The 16,627-nt window shown below is 45.1% G+C and carries 11 protein-coding genes; 8 read left to right on the forward strand and 3 right to left on the reverse strand.

From position 1 onward, the window contains the following. Nucleotides 1-61: 61 nt before the first annotated feature. Nucleotides 62-1,348: a helix-turn-helix domain-containing protein gene (locus M3191_RS00630; RefSeq protein WP_251697520.1), complete on the reverse strand. Its 1,287-nt coding sequence runs from the start codon at nucleotides 1,346-1,348 to the stop codon at nucleotides 62-64. 404 nt (nucleotides 1,349-1,752) lie between these two features. Here M3191_RS00630 and M3191_RS00635 point away from each other — a divergent pair, with 404 nt between their 5' ends. From M3191_RS00635 to M3191_RS00645, 3 genes are all read left to right on the forward strand, one after another. Then, nucleotides 1,753-2,472, forward strand: coding sequence for a YiiX/YebB-like N1pC/P60 family cysteine hydrolase (locus tag M3191_RS00635; RefSeq protein ID WP_251697521.1), 720 nt, complete (start codon nucleotides 1,753-1,755; stop codon nucleotides 2,470-2,472). A gap of 84 nt (nucleotides 2,473-2,556) precedes the next feature. Further along, on the forward strand, nucleotides 2,557-3,729 hold the full coding sequence (locus tag M3191_RS00640; protein ID WP_251697522.1) for a hypothetical protein: 1,173 nt from the start codon (nucleotides 2,557-2,559) through the stop codon (nucleotides 3,727-3,729). A 430-nt stretch (nucleotides 3,730-4,159) separates the two neighbouring features. Next, nucleotides 4,160-5,215 (forward strand): acyltransferase family protein, encoded by a 1,056-nt coding sequence (locus tag M3191_RS00645; RefSeq protein WP_251697523.1) that lies wholly within the window; start codon nucleotides 4,160-4,162, stop codon nucleotides 5,213-5,215. 48 nt (nucleotides 5,216-5,263) lie between these two features. On the opposite strand, the gene M3191_RS00650 is transcribed toward M3191_RS00645, so the two are convergent. Then, complete coding sequence (locus tag M3191_RS00650) at nucleotides 5,264-5,980, reverse strand: GDSL-type esterase/lipase family protein (RefSeq protein WP_251697524.1); 717 nt, start codon at nucleotides 5,978-5,980, stop codon at nucleotides 5,264-5,266. Between the two features lie 271 nt (nucleotides 5,981-6,251). On the opposite strand from M3191_RS00650, the gene M3191_RS00655 reads away from it, so the two are divergent. Next, nucleotides 6,252-8,000: a methyl-accepting chemotaxis protein gene (locus M3191_RS00655; protein ID WP_251697525.1), complete on the forward strand. Its 1,749-nt coding sequence runs from the start codon at nucleotides 6,252-6,254 to the stop codon at nucleotides 7,998-8,000. 52 nt (nucleotides 8,001-8,052) lie between these two features. On the opposite strand, the gene M3191_RS00660 is transcribed toward M3191_RS00655, so the two are convergent. After that, nucleotides 8,053-10,809 carry a M14 family metallopeptidase gene (locus M3191_RS00660; RefSeq protein ID WP_251697526.1) on the reverse strand — a complete coding sequence of 919 codons (2,757 nt, stop codon included), beginning with the start codon at nucleotides 10,807-10,809 and terminating at the stop codon, nucleotides 8,053-8,055. 263 nt (nucleotides 10,810-11,072) lie between these two features. Here M3191_RS00660 and M3191_RS00665 point away from each other — a divergent pair, with 263 nt between their 5' ends. The 4 genes from M3191_RS00665 to M3191_RS00680 all read left to right on the forward strand — a co-directional run bounded on the left by M3191_RS00665 (nucleotide 11,073) and on the right by M3191_RS00680 (nucleotide 16,619). Beyond that, nucleotides 11,073-12,380, forward strand: a complete 1,308-nt coding sequence (locus M3191_RS00665) for a DUF6612 family protein (RefSeq protein ID WP_251697527.1) — start codon at nucleotides 11,073-11,075, stop codon at nucleotides 12,378-12,380. A 547-nt stretch (nucleotides 12,381-12,927) separates the two neighbouring features. Next, nucleotides 12,928-14,454, forward strand: a complete 1,527-nt coding sequence (locus M3191_RS00670; RefSeq protein WP_285853100.1) for a YifB family Mg chelatase-like AAA ATPase — start codon at nucleotides 12,928-12,930, stop codon at nucleotides 14,452-14,454. Between the two features lies 1 nt (nucleotide 14,455). Further along, nucleotides 14,456-15,094 carry a transposase gene (locus tag M3191_RS00675; protein WP_251697529.1) on the forward strand — a complete coding sequence of 213 codons (639 nt, stop codon included), beginning with the start codon at nucleotides 14,456-14,458 and terminating at the stop codon, nucleotides 15,092-15,094. Between the two features lie 349 nt (nucleotides 15,095-15,443). After that, nucleotides 15,444-16,619 carry an amidohydrolase gene (locus M3191_RS00680; RefSeq protein WP_251697530.1) on the forward strand — a complete coding sequence of 392 codons (1,176 nt, stop codon included), beginning with the start codon at nucleotides 15,444-15,446 and terminating at the stop codon, nucleotides 16,617-16,619. Nucleotides 16,620-16,627 lie beyond the last annotated feature (8 nt).

The following is a 16,627-nucleotide window of genomic DNA, read 5'->3' on the forward strand; positions in this document are numbered from 1 at the left end:
TTCATCGATGGCGCAAATACCGCTAAGCTTAGAATAAGGCACAACATCAGGACTTTCTTCTTCACGATTCTTCACCTCCCTTCAGTTCCATTGTTAATCGCTTATAGGCCACAATGCAAAGCTCCTGGAAATTGAACGCGCTTTTATATTTCTTGTTCGATTCATAGTAGAGGGAGAGATGGTGTGCGGCGTCCTTCAATGCTTTCCAGTCTTCATTTTTATGCAGATGGTCGATGCAATTCTTCATCTTCTGTTCATATAATTCATACTCGCCAAGGGCGTGGTATAACTTCGCTTCAAAATAGTCGAGATTCGCTTGCTCCAGTTCATTTTGGATTGAATCTTGCACACGATTCATATTATCTCGCAACGCCAACAGATCACCGAGACTGAATAAAATCCGCAATTTCAGCAGTTGCGAGTCAAAGAGAGTTGTACATTTCAACAGTTTTTTCAAGTCAATACATTGATTGACCGTTTTCAATGCAAGGGCATAGTCGTTTTCCTTCATTAAAACAGTAGCCAGATTATGATAAAGCCGTCCTTGGGTCTCCGTCATCGGGCTCCCCAAAACACTGAATCCCTTGTCAATGTATCGTCTCGCTTCAATTGTCTTATGCTGTTCAAGGTAGAGTGCTGCAATCAAATTGTAGCAATCACCGGCCCTTGCCCAATTATGCATATGCAAATACTGCTGCTTTGCACGCTTTGCATATACGTGGGCGGTGCCATAATCATAAAGCTTATAGAGGGCTAAGGAAATATTGTAATTGATTTTCGCTGAAAGGGATTCCTCTCTTGTCAAATGGAGGGCGTCTTCAAAATGGGAAATACTCGCCATATAGTCCTTTTTAAAGTAGTAATACACACCTGATGTATACGTATATTTTTCAAGGAGCGCTCTGCTGGCATTTTCAAAGAATGTTTGTGGTATGTGGGCGACTTCTGAGGAGTAAAGGGCTTGTGCTTCCGGGATGCGCTCTACTTTAACCAGTTCGGTGTATTTAAGTAAATGAAACATGATTTCCTGATGGATGGAGGAGATATAGGCGAAATGCTTTTGATGCTTGTTAATATACTGAGGAATTGCCTTCATATTCGAAGATAGCAGTTCCTCATATTCCGTCAATAAATTTTGGAGAAGTACATCATCTTCGTGTATTTTCTGGAAATAGCTAATTGGCACATCGAGCCGATCAGCTAGCAGTACAAGGACGTCGATCGAGGGTTCATAACGGCCACTTTCAATATTGCTATAGTGGGAAGTTGATATGATTCCGGAGCTAGCCTCCTTTTGAGTAAGGCCTCTGCTCTCCCGCAGCCTCCGAATCCGACTGCCGATGTGCATGCTGGGCACCTCTTTTCTTCCTTTCCACCATTGTACGTAATGTATTTGTTATATACAACAAGAAGTTTATGTATTCCTAATTTTCATTCTTTGGTACTTGTTTTGCGGACAGGCAAATGATTCTTCCTTCACTATAGGGAAAATACACTCCTCAATTTGTTCTATTAAGTTTTTTATCATTTCATCATTTAAAGCGTCTATTTACCTAGCATGCGGCGTTAATCTTTGTATATACACAAAAGGTTCCCGGCTTTTCATTCAATAAAATACAAGATTTCAATACAAACTACTTATTATCCCAAAATTTTAACTATTCTATTATACATGCTATAGTTTAAGTATGTTGGACAACATATAATTTGAAGGCAAACTGGCCAGTTGCCTTTGCCAAAGGAGCGATTAACGTGAAAAGATTCATTGCATTTGCATTGGCAGGAATTCTCGTTATCGGTGTTCAGTCCCCTATCCGCGCTTCAGCAGTCCAGCAACAAAAAAATGAGATCGTAACGATTCAATCTACTGTTCCCGGTGAGGAGCTCGTCTTATCAACTAGATTGCTCGAAAAGAATTTCAACGAGCTATTGGACAAGAAAACGGAAAAACAAAACCAATTGTCCATTAGAATTGCGAAGCTGTTGGCCGAGCATTTCGGCAAAAACAGCAAGGTTCAAGGCGGGGGATCTGCAAACTATATCATTGGTCCGAGCGAAAGCGGTGATTTCTTCTATACACCGGCCTCGACAGCCTTCGTAAACCACGGTCATGTCGGATTATACTATTCTAGCAACACAATTGTGGAATCGATCTTCCCAACCGGCGTCCGCAGTATTTCCGCCAACGTCAAGATGGTGGAAAAAGGGGCAGTCGTGAAATCCGTCTCCACTACAGACGCGGTCAAGCAAAATGCGGCAAACTGGGTGTATACCCAAATTGGACAGCCGTACTCATTGAACTTCATGAACAACCGCAACACAGGACATATGGGTGCGAAAAACTGCTCCAAACTCATCTGGTCAGCTTACTTATTGTACGGCGGACTGGATTTAGATGTAAATAAAGGCTTTGGCGTCTATCCACGAGATATCCGCGACGCGAAACAGACAACATTCATCCGCCAAATCTAATGATACCGGGACACAACTGATTCATACGAAGGGGCTGTCCGTTTGAGGCCAGCTCCTTCATTCCTCTAAGGGAGGTTTCGGAACATGAAAAAGAAGTTGATAATTGCCGGCATCACCGCATTGCTTGTCATCGCCTTTGCCACTGCCTATTATGCTTTTAGCCGTCATCATTCAATAGAATTCCTTTCAGGGACAGACCTTTCAGATCCTGATTTGCTGAGGGATACTGCGGCTATTCTATATTTCTCGACGACTGCGAATCAGGACACGGATCGTGATGGCCTCAGCTTTGCGGTCTTTGTCGATCAGGATGGAAATTCGAAACTGTGGAAAATGGAAGGCCTTGAGCTTGGAACGGTTTTTGCAACAAAGGATTCATTCTTTTTGGCAGACCGCAGTCATGTCTATTTGGCTGATTCGAATGGAACCAAAACGTTCACCATGCTGCCGGAAGAACATACCGGAGAGTTGACGGATTTCAATGAAAAGGACAATCTCTTTTACAGCATCTATAACTCTGGCTTCACCGACGAGGGCGGCTATGCCTCCAACATTCGGTACGGAAATGAGCACGGATTCGATACAATCCAAATCCCCCATTATTTGCAAATGTCCGGTAAGGCAGACGGGAAACTGCTGATGGTGATCGGTGATGATGACCACATTTCATTGCAAAAGATGCCCCTTCAACAAAATGTCCAGTTGGAAGAAATCGTATCACTCGGTCCGATTGGCGAACGGGTCGGACTCGCATCGATTCTCAAAGAAGGCGACTACTATTATCTCATAATGGCTGACACGGAAAAGCTGACTAGCGAAGTATACCGCATTCACGAAAAGACGAAGGAAATCGTGACGTTTCCACTAACTACTTACAAGGACATCAACGAGTACATTATCCGTCTTCCTTATAACCTCCGGAACGCCGCCACCATCCATGACGGCATGCTGTACTATGCAGATGGAATCGGGGACGTGCATGCGCTCACCCCCGAAACAGGTGAAATCCATATCGCTTTTTCCCTTCAAGGAGCTAGTCAAGGACAAATGAAAATGTCCGAACAAACGTATTTCCGAGACGGCAAGCTCTACTTCTTCCGCTATCACGAATCATCCGACACGCATTCAATCGACACATATGACGTAACGACAGGTAATTTGCTAAGCGAGCTTCCGATCAAAGGACTCGATGACATGTACTACTATGCACAAACAAAGCATAAGCGCCTCTCCCCATATGACTTCATTGTAAGGTGAAGGCGGTTGGAGGCGGTGCCACTAAAGACGGTGCCTAGAACGGTGCCTGTGCACCACACATTTATGACAATTCAATAGTAGGTATATAAATACATCCAGAAGCCGCCAACCAACGATTGACGTTGTTGGCTCCTTCTTTTATTTTATGCAATTGTAGTGAATAATCAGAATTGTTTCGGTGCCTGTGTAAGGTGCAATTATGATAATTCGACTGTGTGAATAAAAATGCATAAGGGTTTAATCTGCTCTCTGATTTAACTGTATTTTCATCTTTCTTCATGCAATTGTAGTGCATAATCTGAATAGCGTCTTGCACAGGCACCGTATTTTGCCAGTGATTTAACAATTACATATCAATGCTGTTACAATGAGTTGAAAACGGGATAAGGGGGTATATAATAGCAGCATATTTAGTTAGAGGTGTTTGTTAATGAAAAAGAAACGATTAACGTGGGTGGATGTCACGAAAGGGTTTTTGATGATTCTTGTTGTCATCGGGCATTATCCTGGAGAACTTGATTTTCCGCTCGCGAAATATATTTATTGGTTCCACATGCCGGCGTTTTTCATTTTAAGCGGATTGTTTTTCAAGCCTGTTCTGGAAAAAGGGCTTATGAAACCGACAATTCACAAGCGTTTCATGCAGTTGATCGTCCCTTACCTGTTTTTCCTCGTCAGCATTACGCTGATCCGTTATGGGATGGAGATTGGTTCGGGCAACCTGGATTTGTCATGGTATCTCAATGATCTGTGGACGCTTGCCATCGGCGGTCGCTTTATTCGCGGAGCTTATGGGGTCTTCTGGTTCGTTACGACGTTGTTTTTCACTTATATATTTTTCTTACTGCTTACGAAATATTTCAATCGGACGAAGCAGTTCATCATTCTCGGCGTTTTCTACACCATCGCACATCTCGAAAGCATTATCGCGATGCATGTCATCGGCGGAAAACCATCCGAGGCGGCACAATCGATCCCGATGATTTGGAATATCGATGTCGCGCTTATGGCAATCGTCTACTTCGCAATCGGATATTATTTGAAGGATTTCTGGATGGATATTTCGAAGCGCGTAATGGTTGCGGCACTGCTCGTCAGTGTTACGGCGGTCCTGCTCGACAGTTTCAAAGTCATCGACTACCGGCTCAGCATGAAATTTTTACGGTACGACCATTTCGTATTGGACCTGGTCATTCCCCTTTCATTCACTATTCTATTGATCGGCGCTTTCCAGTTCATGACGGCCCGGTTGTCGCTCAGCTGGCTGCGGAAAATCGAGCAGCACTCGCTGTCGATCATGTATTTGCATATTTTTGCAGACATCATTTTGAATGATTATTTCAAGTATGGCCTTATCGGATTCACTGCCATCGGGGTATTCATTCCCATCATCGTTTCAATTTTAATTAATAAATTGCTGCCTCATGGAAAACTTCTGCTTGGCGGATTTTCACCGAAGAAGAAGTCGACACCAATAGCGACGTAAAAAAGCTGGACCTCATAACACGAGGTTCAGCTTTTTTCATACATATCGTCATCTTGAACGGAGCTTTTCCACCCAAACTTCATAACCTTTCCCATTCAAATGCAGTCCATCAACGGTAAACTTCTTGTCCAACTCTCCATTTTTATCAGTAAAATACGAATGCAAATCAATATACTCAATTCTGTTTTCATCCGCAATCCGACGCAAAATGTCATTGAATCGCTTCACTTTTTCATTCGTCACTTCATTCCCGAAAAGTCCGTTATTCACCGGCAGGATTGATTGAATAAAAAGTCGGGTTTCCTTCCCTTCAAAGGAATCGACAATCTTATCGACACGGCTTTCGAAATCATTAGCATCCGTTTTATAGCGGATATCATTGACCCCGATCATCAAATACGCCTCTTTCGGATTTCTGTCCAACACTTCCTGAATCCGGTTCAATACACCATTTGCCGCATCATTCCGGATTCCCCGATTCAATACGATTTCGTTAGGGAAATACTCCTGGAACTCCCCATAGTCCGTAATGCTGTCCCCGATGAACACTTTATCCACATCACTCGCTGCAGAATGTTCAAAGACGCTTTTCTTCGTAAAATAATATGCAGAATCCTTCTTAGGAGAAGGTGTCGTTTGCATTTTCGTTTTCACAAATTCGATTCCGCCAATCTTGTGTACAACATAACTTCCTGTTCCAATCAACAGGATATTTAATAATAATGATATTGCCAATAAAATATTTCCTTTTTCCAATACATACACTCCTGTTCTACTACTAATAAAGCTTGCTATACCCTGATTTGAACGGAAAATAACCGCAATAGATGAATCCTATTTCATAATCGGCCGTATGCATATACAGCAAACGTAAAAGAACGCCAGGAATGGTTTACTTGGTTGAAAACCATTATCGAACAACCAAAGAGACGCAAAAGTCTTTTTAGTGATAGTATTCCCATATTTTTATAGATATAATGAGATGGTAGTATTCTTTTCGTTTTTACTACTTTGGATTCAGTCAGGGGGAAGTGCTTTGTTTAGGCAAAAGGGAAGCGTTCGGAAGAAAATTATTCTAGGGACATTGATTCCTATTTATCTTCTAACGATGCTGTTCGGCTTTGTGTTTTATTACACGTCGATGCGCATTGTGGAAGTGAATGTCATGCCGGAGTTCGAGAAATCGCTGAACTCGACGATGGATGACGTGAAGGAGAAAGTGACGGGGCGTCTCGTCAATCGCGCGTTGAAAGAAAAGAATGCACATAACCAACTTCTGCATATCATCAATGGCGTGAAGAAAAAGAACGGCGTGGAGAACATTTCGGTACATAGCAAGGTGGACGGACAGGACATACTGCTCGCCTTCTCGGATTCCACGGATTATTTAGTGCAGCATTCATTCAATGCGGATCACAACCGGGCACTGGATAAAGCAGAGCCATTGTTCAGCGGCATCTACAAAGATGACTACGGGGTTCATAAGTCTCTTTATTACCCGATTCCGGAGTCGGATACGGTGCTCGTTGTGAGCCAGGATGCTTCGTCAATCACTGATCTGCAACGGACCATCATACTTGTGAGCATTGCCCTTATTGTGCTCGGCAGCATCCTTGGCATCGCAATTCCTTCGATTATATCTAGAAAGATCACGAAACCGCTTCATGAATTGGTTCGTTTCACCGATGTCATTGCGCAAGGCGACTTAACGCAAACAGTCCAATTGAAGAGTAAGGATGAGATCGGCCGACTTGCTCATAGCTTCAATCATATGAAAAATGAATTAAGCAATATGATTAAGCATGTAAATGCGGCGGCTGACAATGTCGTAAACTCGTCCAGTGAATTGGCATACAGCGCTGAGCAGATGAGTGAAGTCGTCAACCAGTCGACAGTTGCAACGCAGGAAGTATCCACAGCAAGCGAATTGCTATCCGTAGCTGCCAATCAAAACCTGACGGCACTCGAACAGATTACTGCGGGCATCCAAGACATCGCGGATTCTACTTCGAAAGTGGCGGAAGAGACATCGGAAGTGTCGAAAGCGGCGGAGCAAGGCAGACAGCTCATCACCGACTCGATTGAAGGCATTCATACGATCAATCAATCCGTGCAGGCATCAATGAAAGTTACAGAAACGATGCATATCCGTTCATCTGAAATTGAAAAGATCATCGGCATGATCACCGATATATCCGGTCAAATCAACCTTCTCGCATTGAATGCCGCCATCGAAGCGGCTCGAGCGGGTGACGCTGGCAGAGGTTTCAGTGTTGTAGCGAGTGAAGTGCGCAATTTAGCTGAGCAATCTGCCGCTTCGGCGAAGCAGATCCGTGGGCTCATCACGGAAATGCAAAACGGTTCCCGCCAATCCGTCGAGGCGATGGCACAAGTATATTCAGATGTTGAACGTGAAACGATCATCGTCAACGATGCCGGCAGAACATTCGGCAGCATCATGGCGAAAATCGCGAATATCTCGGATAATGTCCATTACGTTTCGGCTACAGTCCAGGAAATTTCCGCAGGTTCCGAACAGATTTTGGCATCGACCCACGATACCGTACAGTCACTGGAAGTCTCATCCGACCATACGCAAAACATCGCAGCTTCCATGGAAGAGCAACTCGCATCAATGGAGGAGATGGTCGCAACGACGGATACATTGCACGACCTGGCGAATGAATTGAAATTGGAGATTAGTAAATTCAAGGTGGATGAAGAAGTGCCCGTTGAGGAAACTCAGATTGTAGAGGAACTACTAAAAGACGAACAATCCGTTTAATTAAAGACCAACGAAAAAGCCCTGTAGCATCAACTACAGGGCCTTTCGTGTTTCAGTTTTTACCCGCTCCGGGCTTTGGTGCCGGGGCTTCTTCCGCTGATGCGAAAATGCTGTTCGCCAGCATGCGGTAGTAGTGTTTCGTATGCGCTCTGAATGCGAGATCGTTCGCGAAAAGCGTGATAGTTGCATCGTCCAATTGTTGTGTGAAGGCAAGCGTTTGCGCTTTCGCACCTTCATGGCCTGGCCACCAACCGGCGACATAGAAATCGTCAGTCCCTTTCACTGTCGCCAACACTTCCGCTCCCTCAGGAACTGCGGTAATCCATGAACCTCGCGTCGTATAGAAAAGTTCATCCGGACGATAACCAGCCATTAATGGGTGCTTCACGTTGACCGTCCCTTTGATCAACCCTTCGTGTCCGCTTCTAGTCGTTTTATACTCAAATCCTTCCAGCAAGCCCGCCTCATGGACCGCCTTCAACACGCTGTTGCCGATGCCTACGAACGTTTTACCGGCAAGCTCCTTCGGCAGATTCGAGTCGGAAACAACGACATCAGCCTTTTCCTCGTCCATCAAGTTGAATCCTAATTCCTTCAATGAAAAATTCAATTGGCCGGATCCATTGCTCGCCACTTTCGGCTCGGCAATCCATTTCAAATCAATCGCCTGGTAGGCAGGCAATACGTCCGCTTCGAACACGTACTTGTCCTTAAACGAAGCAATGTCTTCCGTTCTGACGACGAAATCGCCCACTTTGAATCCGAATTTATCTTCTTGAACAAGTCCGACATGCTTGCCGTCCTTCAGCAGTTCATTCACCAATCTAATTGTATCGTTATTGACATTTTTCAATACTTGCATCGCTTTTCTTTCATCCAATTCGCTAGCAGGTACCGTCATTTCCGTCACTTGCTCAGTCAACCCTTCTAGCACGTCCTCTTCTCCCATGCGCACATCGATGACATTGAATCCTCTGAGCGCCGGGAAGTTTGCAACGACTGGATCATACATCGCCTTCCAGTCGGAGACGTCATCTCCTTTATAGAGCATCGCGTTTGCCAAGCCACGTTTCGCCTGCTTCATCGGCACGACATAGGCACCTTTCGGGTACGTCGTAGGTCCAATTTTGACAGTTTCAGTCGTCTGCTCGACTTTCACGCCATTGCGGATCAAATAATCTACCATATTGTATACTTCCGATACGTTTTTCTGATTCCATGAGTCGGTCGGGAGCACGTAATAATCCGGGAAGAAATTCTCATGTTCTCCACGGACACGGCCGATTGATTCCCCCGCCGCATTCGTCAATAGCGGGTCGACTGCGCGATTATCTTCCCCTTTGACGCCCCGATCGAAGATTTCGACCTGCCGTGCATACAGATCATCTTTATTCTCAAACACGTAATTGATCATTCCGAAACCTGCGCCAACCATCGCATCATAGGCATCTTGGCTGAGCGTCGGCACTTCGACAGTATGGCCAAGCGTGCCGTGCAGCATCGAGAAAATCGGCGTATAGGAAGGACCCATATCATCCCAGCCATCTTCATATTCTTCGGATGCAAGGAAATACGACGTCAATCCGGAACTGCCGATGCCCGCCTGTCCCATCGCATGCGCCTGCGGAATCATTCCTTCCATCAATAAATCATATTCGAAGTTCGGATTATGCGGCGGTGTCGCAGGCTCGATCAGGAACCCTTTCACATACCCGTGCCCTTCCATCATCGCGAGCGGCGTCCACTTGGCAATCACTTGATTCAACTGGATCGTTTCGACTTGCGTCTGATAAGCATTATCCCGATTCAAGTCGAACCCGTTCACGTTCGCCCGCGTGTTATGGACACGACCGTCCGGGTTATGCGAGAAGTTGAAAATGAAAATGAGATGGTCGAGTACTTCGTCTACATTTAAAACGACTTCCTCGTCTTTCCCGTTTTCATTAGTTGTTGTGAATGAAACCTCTGATTCCAATGCGAATTGCTTTAACAATCCTGTTTGAAAATCAATTCCTTCCACCTCGTCCGGATGGATATTATTGAACCAAATCGGAATCTGGTAATCACCCATTGTCCCGTCTTTCAGCTTCGCTAATAAATCTTCTGGTGTTTCTAGCGCAGCCGGTAAAGTGTTCTCCAAATAGTTGTTCACCGCGACCTCATCTTTCGCTAGAACGACGAGGTGCATATCTTTGCCTTCCACACTCTTCCCTGGACTTTCATAATGCAAATAACGATCATTCAATTCATTAGCCTCTTCGAATATCCTGTCGATTGCGGGCTTGATTTCATCCCATTCAAGGAATTCGTCATATACGTTCAGCTCAACCGTTGTTGCAGCTTTCACTTCATTTTCCGAATCGACTAACGCAAGCTCATAATCCCCAAGCAACTCCTTATAGATGACCCGGATTGAGCGCGGCGATAGATCAGCCGTACCGAACGGCAACCCGAATTCAAGCTCCGCTGCGATTTTCGTCGTTCCGTCTACATAATGGGGCTCTTTTTTCACGAGGATGAATGGCTTCCCGGAATACGATTTCGCTTCCGCATTCCATTGTTTCCATTCATCGAGCGCTTTCCCGCCAAAATGCAGTTCTAGTTTCTCCAAATCAACCTGCCGACCAAAATCTGCTTCAATCGTCACATCCCGGATTTCTGTCAGCGACAATACCGACCGGCTGACATCCAGTTCTACCGTATCGGCAACTTGGATAGTCTCAACCGACTGAACAGCTTGCGCAGATAATGGCACCGCTGTCGCAAATACCATGAACAACGCTAAAAACCCAACTAAAAACCGTTTCAACATCTCATCCCCTCTACTCTTTATATTGTAGATTAATAGGCTACAATAATCCGACTATATCAAATCGGCAGACAGATAGACAGCGATTTACTTCGAAACCTGAAGTATTTTACAAAATGTGCTGAACGATTCAGGCCTTGGAGACTAGGAGATGTTCTCATTTCGGAAAAATAAACCAAAAAACCTGAAACTTTTACCAATTCTCTGCGTATAAGTGATATGTCCATCTTTTTAGGGCAAAAATATTCTAGGGGGTTATGTTGTTGAGAAATCTAGCAGCATGGGCCTTGGCGTTTGTATTGGTTCTTTCATTCGCTTGGCCAAGCATGACGGCATCAGCTGAAGACGGCACTTTTAAGCTTGTTGTCGATGGAGTGGAAGTGGAAGGCTATGAACAGCCATTCATGACACAAGGCAAAGTATTGATTCCGGTGGATAATGTGTTCCAAGAAGCTGGCTTCAACGTCACGAAAGAAGCACCTGGGAAGTTGAATGTGACGAATACGTATTTGACACTTGATTTCGATATTGCCGATCAACAGATCAGTGTTAACGGCAAGGCGACGAATGAAGTCTTCCCACGCACGCTAAGAAACTACGGGAATTATATTACGAGCGATTTCCTAGATTCATTGGTAGGATTTGACGTGACAGTTTCCGAGGATGAAAAAACGGTCAATGTCACGACGAACCGTGTCCAAGACATCGATGCATTCCTCGAGAAGATGATGGCGGCTGACTTGCAAAGTTACGAGGCCAAAATGACTCTGGATCAATCGATGGAAGCGGATTCTGAAGAGCTATCGATGAGCATGCTGATGGACATGGATATGAGCGTCACGACAGATCCAGTCGGACTGCATATGACGCAAAAGATGTCCATGAACATGGGTGAAGAGACAGAAGAACTTACAACAGAAGCATATTTCACAGCAGATGGTTTCTTCCAATCCGACGGCGAGCAATGGATGAAGTTCCCTGCTGAACTATTGCAAGCTTCCATGACGCAAGCGGATCCGGTTGCACAATTGCAACTTGTGAAAGCGTTTATGAAAGGCATCCACGTGTTCGAATACGATGATGTCTATATCATCACGCAAACAATTACGAACGAAGAATTCAAATCAATGATGGGCGAAGCATTGGCTTTATTCTCAGGAATGCTTCCGGAAGGTATAGGCTCCATTGTCACTGAAACGGAAGGCGCTGTTGAGGATGAAGTTGAGGTGGAAGAAGCGACTGACGAAGAAGCTGCTGCGACTGAAGAGGAAGGCGTTGTAGACGCATACCTCGAAGACGGAGAAGTGGAATTCGACATGGGGTCGATCCTTGAAATGCTCGACATCAACATCGAAAAATACTTCGTCGTGACAGTAGTCGATAAAGCGACATTGTTCCCGCAATCGACTTCAGGAACGACAATCATCAAAATGTCGATGGACGGCGAAACAATTAAAATCAAGCAGCTGATTGACGGCGTCTACAGCAAATTCAACGAAGTAAAAGCAATCAAAATACCAGCCGAAATCATTGAAAAAGCAGTCGAACTGGACCTAAGCGGAGAACTGTAAGCGGTGCCTGTGCACGGCACATTTATGACAATTCATGTAAGCGGTGCCTGTGCACGGCACATTTATGACAATTCATGTAAGCGGTGCCTGTGCACGGCACATTTATGACAATTCAATGGTAGGTATATAAATACAACGGGAAGTCAGCCGAAGTTCGATACGGTTGACTTCCTATTTTTCATTATGCAATTGTAGTGTATTATCGGAATTGTGTTGGTGCCTGTGTAAGGTGCAATTATGACTATTCACCTAAATTGATATTCATGCAGGTAATGATTGCTCTCAGTTTGATAGAAGTCGCTTCTTGAATTTCTTTATACAATTGCAGTGTATAATCAGAATAGTGTGCTGCACAGGTACCGAAAAAGGAGGGATTGAAAATATAATTTTACCCGCATATTCCTGTTTAAAAATGAGTTTCCCCTGCATTTTCGCAGTTAAAAATCATTTTTTCGTTTTCTGATGAATTCGGACAGTTGTCAGTCTATTCAACTAGCGATATGGTTGGAGAAAATGAAAGTGGTGAAGAGCAATCGCATCGGTAATTATGAGTGTTGGGTTACAAGGCATGAAGGGTCACAAGGTTGCTGTTGAGGCAAATGTCCGTGTGGATAGAGAACAATTCGTCATTATCGGGCTACCCGATGTTTCCATCAAAGAATCGAAGGAACGGGTTCTCAGTTGTTTGCATGGAATGAATTTGGAAGTTGATATGAAAAAGATTACTGTTCAATTATCCCCTTCCGACATACGAAAAAGCGGGACTGGCTTTGATTGTGCGATTGTTTTGGCTGTGATGCAGGAGGTGTTGGAAAAACGGCTGCCCATAGACGACACGACATGTGTTATTGCGGCTCTTTCTTTAAACGGTGAGCTCGTGCCATTCCATGGACTGATCCCTGCCATTCAACAAGCAATCGAACTTGGCTTTAAGCGGATACTCATCCCCTCCATTGATATCTCTTTTTTGCAGCACGTGGAAAGTGTGGAGATCGTTCCTCTGCCTGACATTCATACGCTTATTTCGTACTTGAAAGGGGCGACATTGCCGGCTTACCTCACAAATCCTCGCTCCTTTATTCAAGACGTTCCCTCATTGATTGAAAAACAGGCAAACACCGATTTTTCATCAATTCGCGGGCATCCAGAGGCGAAGCGGGCTATGGAAATCTGTGCGGCAGGCGGACACCATCTACTGTTGATGGGACCGCCAGGATGTGGAAAAAGCATGCTGTCGGACGCGTTCCACACAATTCTTCCCGATTTATCGCTTGATGAAATGGTGGAGCTATACGGCATCTATCACTTGGCGCGTGAAAGTCGCGGGATGTCCACCCGCCCTCCTTATCGGCACCCGCACCATTCCGCCTCCTCCGTATCGTTAATAGGCGGAGGGACTTTCCCCAAGCCAGGTGAAATTTCATTGGCACATCGAGGGGTTTTATTTCTGGATGAACTCGGGGAATTTTCAAGAAAGACATTGGATATGCTCCGGCAACCGATGGAGTCCGGGGAGGTTACCATTAATCGGGTCAGGCAGTCTGTCACGTACCCGTCGAATTTTATACTTATTGCAGCTACAAATCCATGTCCTTGCGGATATGCAGGTTCTCATGAACGGTATTGCACCTGTTCGCAGAAACAAGTCGCCAATTATCGGCTGAAGGTGTCAGGTCCCCTACTTGATCGAATGGATTTTGTACTCTCCTTACATAGTGTCGGGCTGCAGAAGGATGACGCAGCCGAATCTTCGGCCGTGGTACGCGGAAGGACAGCACGTGCCCGTGAAATGCAACGTGAGCGATTCGGAAAAGAATGGTTGAACGGTTTTGTCCCTTTTCAGTTATTGGATGAGAGATGCGGATTGACGAAGGGGCAAAAAAGGTTCATTCAACAAATTTGTTTTGAGAGGAAATGGAGCAATCGATCGCAAGCCAAATTAATGCGCATTGCACGGACAATCGCGGATTTAGAAGGTTCGGAAAATATTTCTGAAAGCGCATTACAGGAATCAATCAAATGGAAATCGGCGGCACCCGAGTTGCATATCCCGTTGATTCCGGTGGGTGATTGACATGGCGAGGAGAAGACGGTATTGGAATCCGTATGGCTATTTCCACGTGACGATGCGGGGCAATAATCGGCAAGCGATCTTTCGGACCGAGGAGGATAAATTGAATTTGATGCGCGCCTTTGAATATGCGTACGATAAATATCCATTTTCTATGGTTGCCTATTGCATCATGTCGAATCATTATCATTTACTGATTCAGTCCGAGGTGGAATTAAGTAGCGTTATGGCCCGCATAAACCGCAGATACAGCGATTATTATGCCAAGAGCTATGATCATGTCGGACGAATTTATGAGAAGAGGTATTATTCGAAACTCGCCCACGGACCGAGAGCCATACTGGATATTAGCAGTTACATCCACCGGAATCCGATTGAGACGTCTGTCCGGATGGTGAAGTCATTGGAGGATTACCGTCACAGCTCGTTCCCCTACTATGTTGACGATGATAAAACGCCACCGCGTTTCTTACGTACAGATCTTGTGAGGACGTTTTTGCCAAAGCCTTTCGAAACAACGAATCACGCATACCACCTTTATTGTTTAGCGTACAAACAAGATATCGAGAAGATTTACGAAGCGATGCCTTCTGAAGATTTTGTGGTGCCTGTGCAAGGTGCATTTATGACTATTCATGATTAAGTATTTAAATACTGCAGGAAGCCAACCAGAGATTGATATGGATGGCTTCCTGTTTTTTAGTATGCAATTGTAGTGTATTGTCTGAATTGTGTTGGTGCCTGTGCATGATACATTTATGACAATTCACCATTGCGTATGAAAATACAATTTGGGGCGACTAAATTGTTGATACTACTGGATTCTTAGATTTTCTTATTCAATTGTATTGCATAGTCTGAATTGTTCGCTGCACAGGCACCGACTTTCTGGCAGCAATTTACTATGTCCTTTTGGGTTTCAGCCGTTGTTTAATGGGGAACCTGTTAGGATTGACGATAGTAGAATTTATCGGATTGAAAGGATTGAGATGATGAAGGAACAACTGATGAAAATGTTGGAACAACGCAAGGACGAGATGATTCAGATTAGACGTCATTTGCATGAGTATCCTGAGCTTTCGTTCGAAGAGGAAAAGACTGCCCAGTACATTGCTGATTTTTATGCAGGTAAAGATGTTGATGTCCAAAGGAATGTGGGAAATGGATATGGCATCATCGTGACGATTAAAGGTGGTAAGCCCGGAAAAACGATTGGGCTTCGTGCGGATTTTGATGCGTTGCCGATCCACGAAGAGACGGATGTGCCGTTCAAATCGAAAATCGATGGAGTCATGCACGCTTGTGGACATGACGCGCACACTGCCTATCTGCTCGTGCTCGCGGACTGTTTGATTCAACTGAAGGATGAACTTCCGGGCACGATTAAAGTCATACATCAGCATGCAGAGGAAGTGCCGCCCGGCGGAGCGAAGAGCATAGTGGAATCAGGTTTGCTCGATGACGTGGATGCCGTCTATGGTGTGCATTTCTTCCCAACGAATCCAGCGGGTGATGTCGGGTATCATAGCGGCTATTCGATGGCCGGCCGGACTTACTTCAAACTGAAAATTCAAGGTGTCGGCGGTCACGGATCATCTCCGCACCTGGCGAAAGACGCCATTGTTGCAGGAGCCCATTTTGTTACGGCGATTCAAACAGTCGTGAGCCGCCGGTTGAATCCTTTTGACATGGGCGTTATCACGATCGGTTCGTTTGACGGGAAAGGTCAATTCAACGTCATTAAGGATAGTGTCGAACTAGAGGGCGATGTGCGATATATGACATCGGAGGTCCAAGAGTTGATCGACAAGGAAGTTCACCGAATCACCAAAGGGATTGAAGCGGAATTTGGAGTGAAGTGCGAACTTGAATATGTGCCGGATTATCCGCCGCTATATAATGACCCGGAAATTACCGCAGAGGTTGTCGCCGTCCTTCAAAGCTCCACGGAGCCTGAAATCAAGTCCGTGATGGAATTCCCTATGTTCTCCGGTTCGGAAGACTTCGCCTATTATGCAGCGAAGTACCCGTCATGCTTCTTCTACATCGGCAGTAAACCGAAGGGCGTTGAAAAAGCGTATTTCAATCATCATCCAAAATGGGACGTCGACGAAGATGCATTGCTCGTCGCCGCAAAAGCAGTCGCTGAAGTTGTTTGTAAGGGTTGAGGGATGCC

Source organism: Sporosarcina luteola (assembly GCF_023715535.1).
GTDB classification, from domain to species: domain Bacteria; phylum Bacillota; class Bacilli; order Bacillales_A; family Planococcaceae; genus Sporosarcina; species Sporosarcina luteola_B.

Bases quoted from the DNA above. Each gene is read 5' to 3' on its own strand.
- M3191_RS00630 (WP_251697520.1), bottom strand. From the start codon at position 1,348: ATGCACATCGGCAGTCGGATTCGGAGGCTGCGGGAGAGCAGAGGCCTT.
- M3191_RS00640 (WP_251697522.1), top strand. From the start codon at position 2,557: ATGAAAAAGAAGTTGATAATTGCCGGCATCACCGCATTGCTTGTCATC.
- M3191_RS00645 (WP_251697523.1), top strand. From the start codon at position 4,160: ATGAAAAAGAAACGATTAACGTGGGTGGATGTCACGAAAGGGTTTTTG.
- M3191_RS00670 (WP_285853100.1), top strand. From the start codon at position 12,928: ATGAGTGTTGGGTTACAAGGCATGAAGGGTCACAAGGTTGCTGTTGAG.
- M3191_RS00675 (WP_251697529.1), top strand. From the start codon at position 14,456: ATGGCGAGGAGAAGACGGTATTGGAATCCGTATGGCTATTTCCACGTG.
- M3191_RS00680 (WP_251697530.1), top strand. From the start codon at position 15,444: ATGAAGGAACAACTGATGAAAATGTTGGAACAACGCAAGGACGAGATG.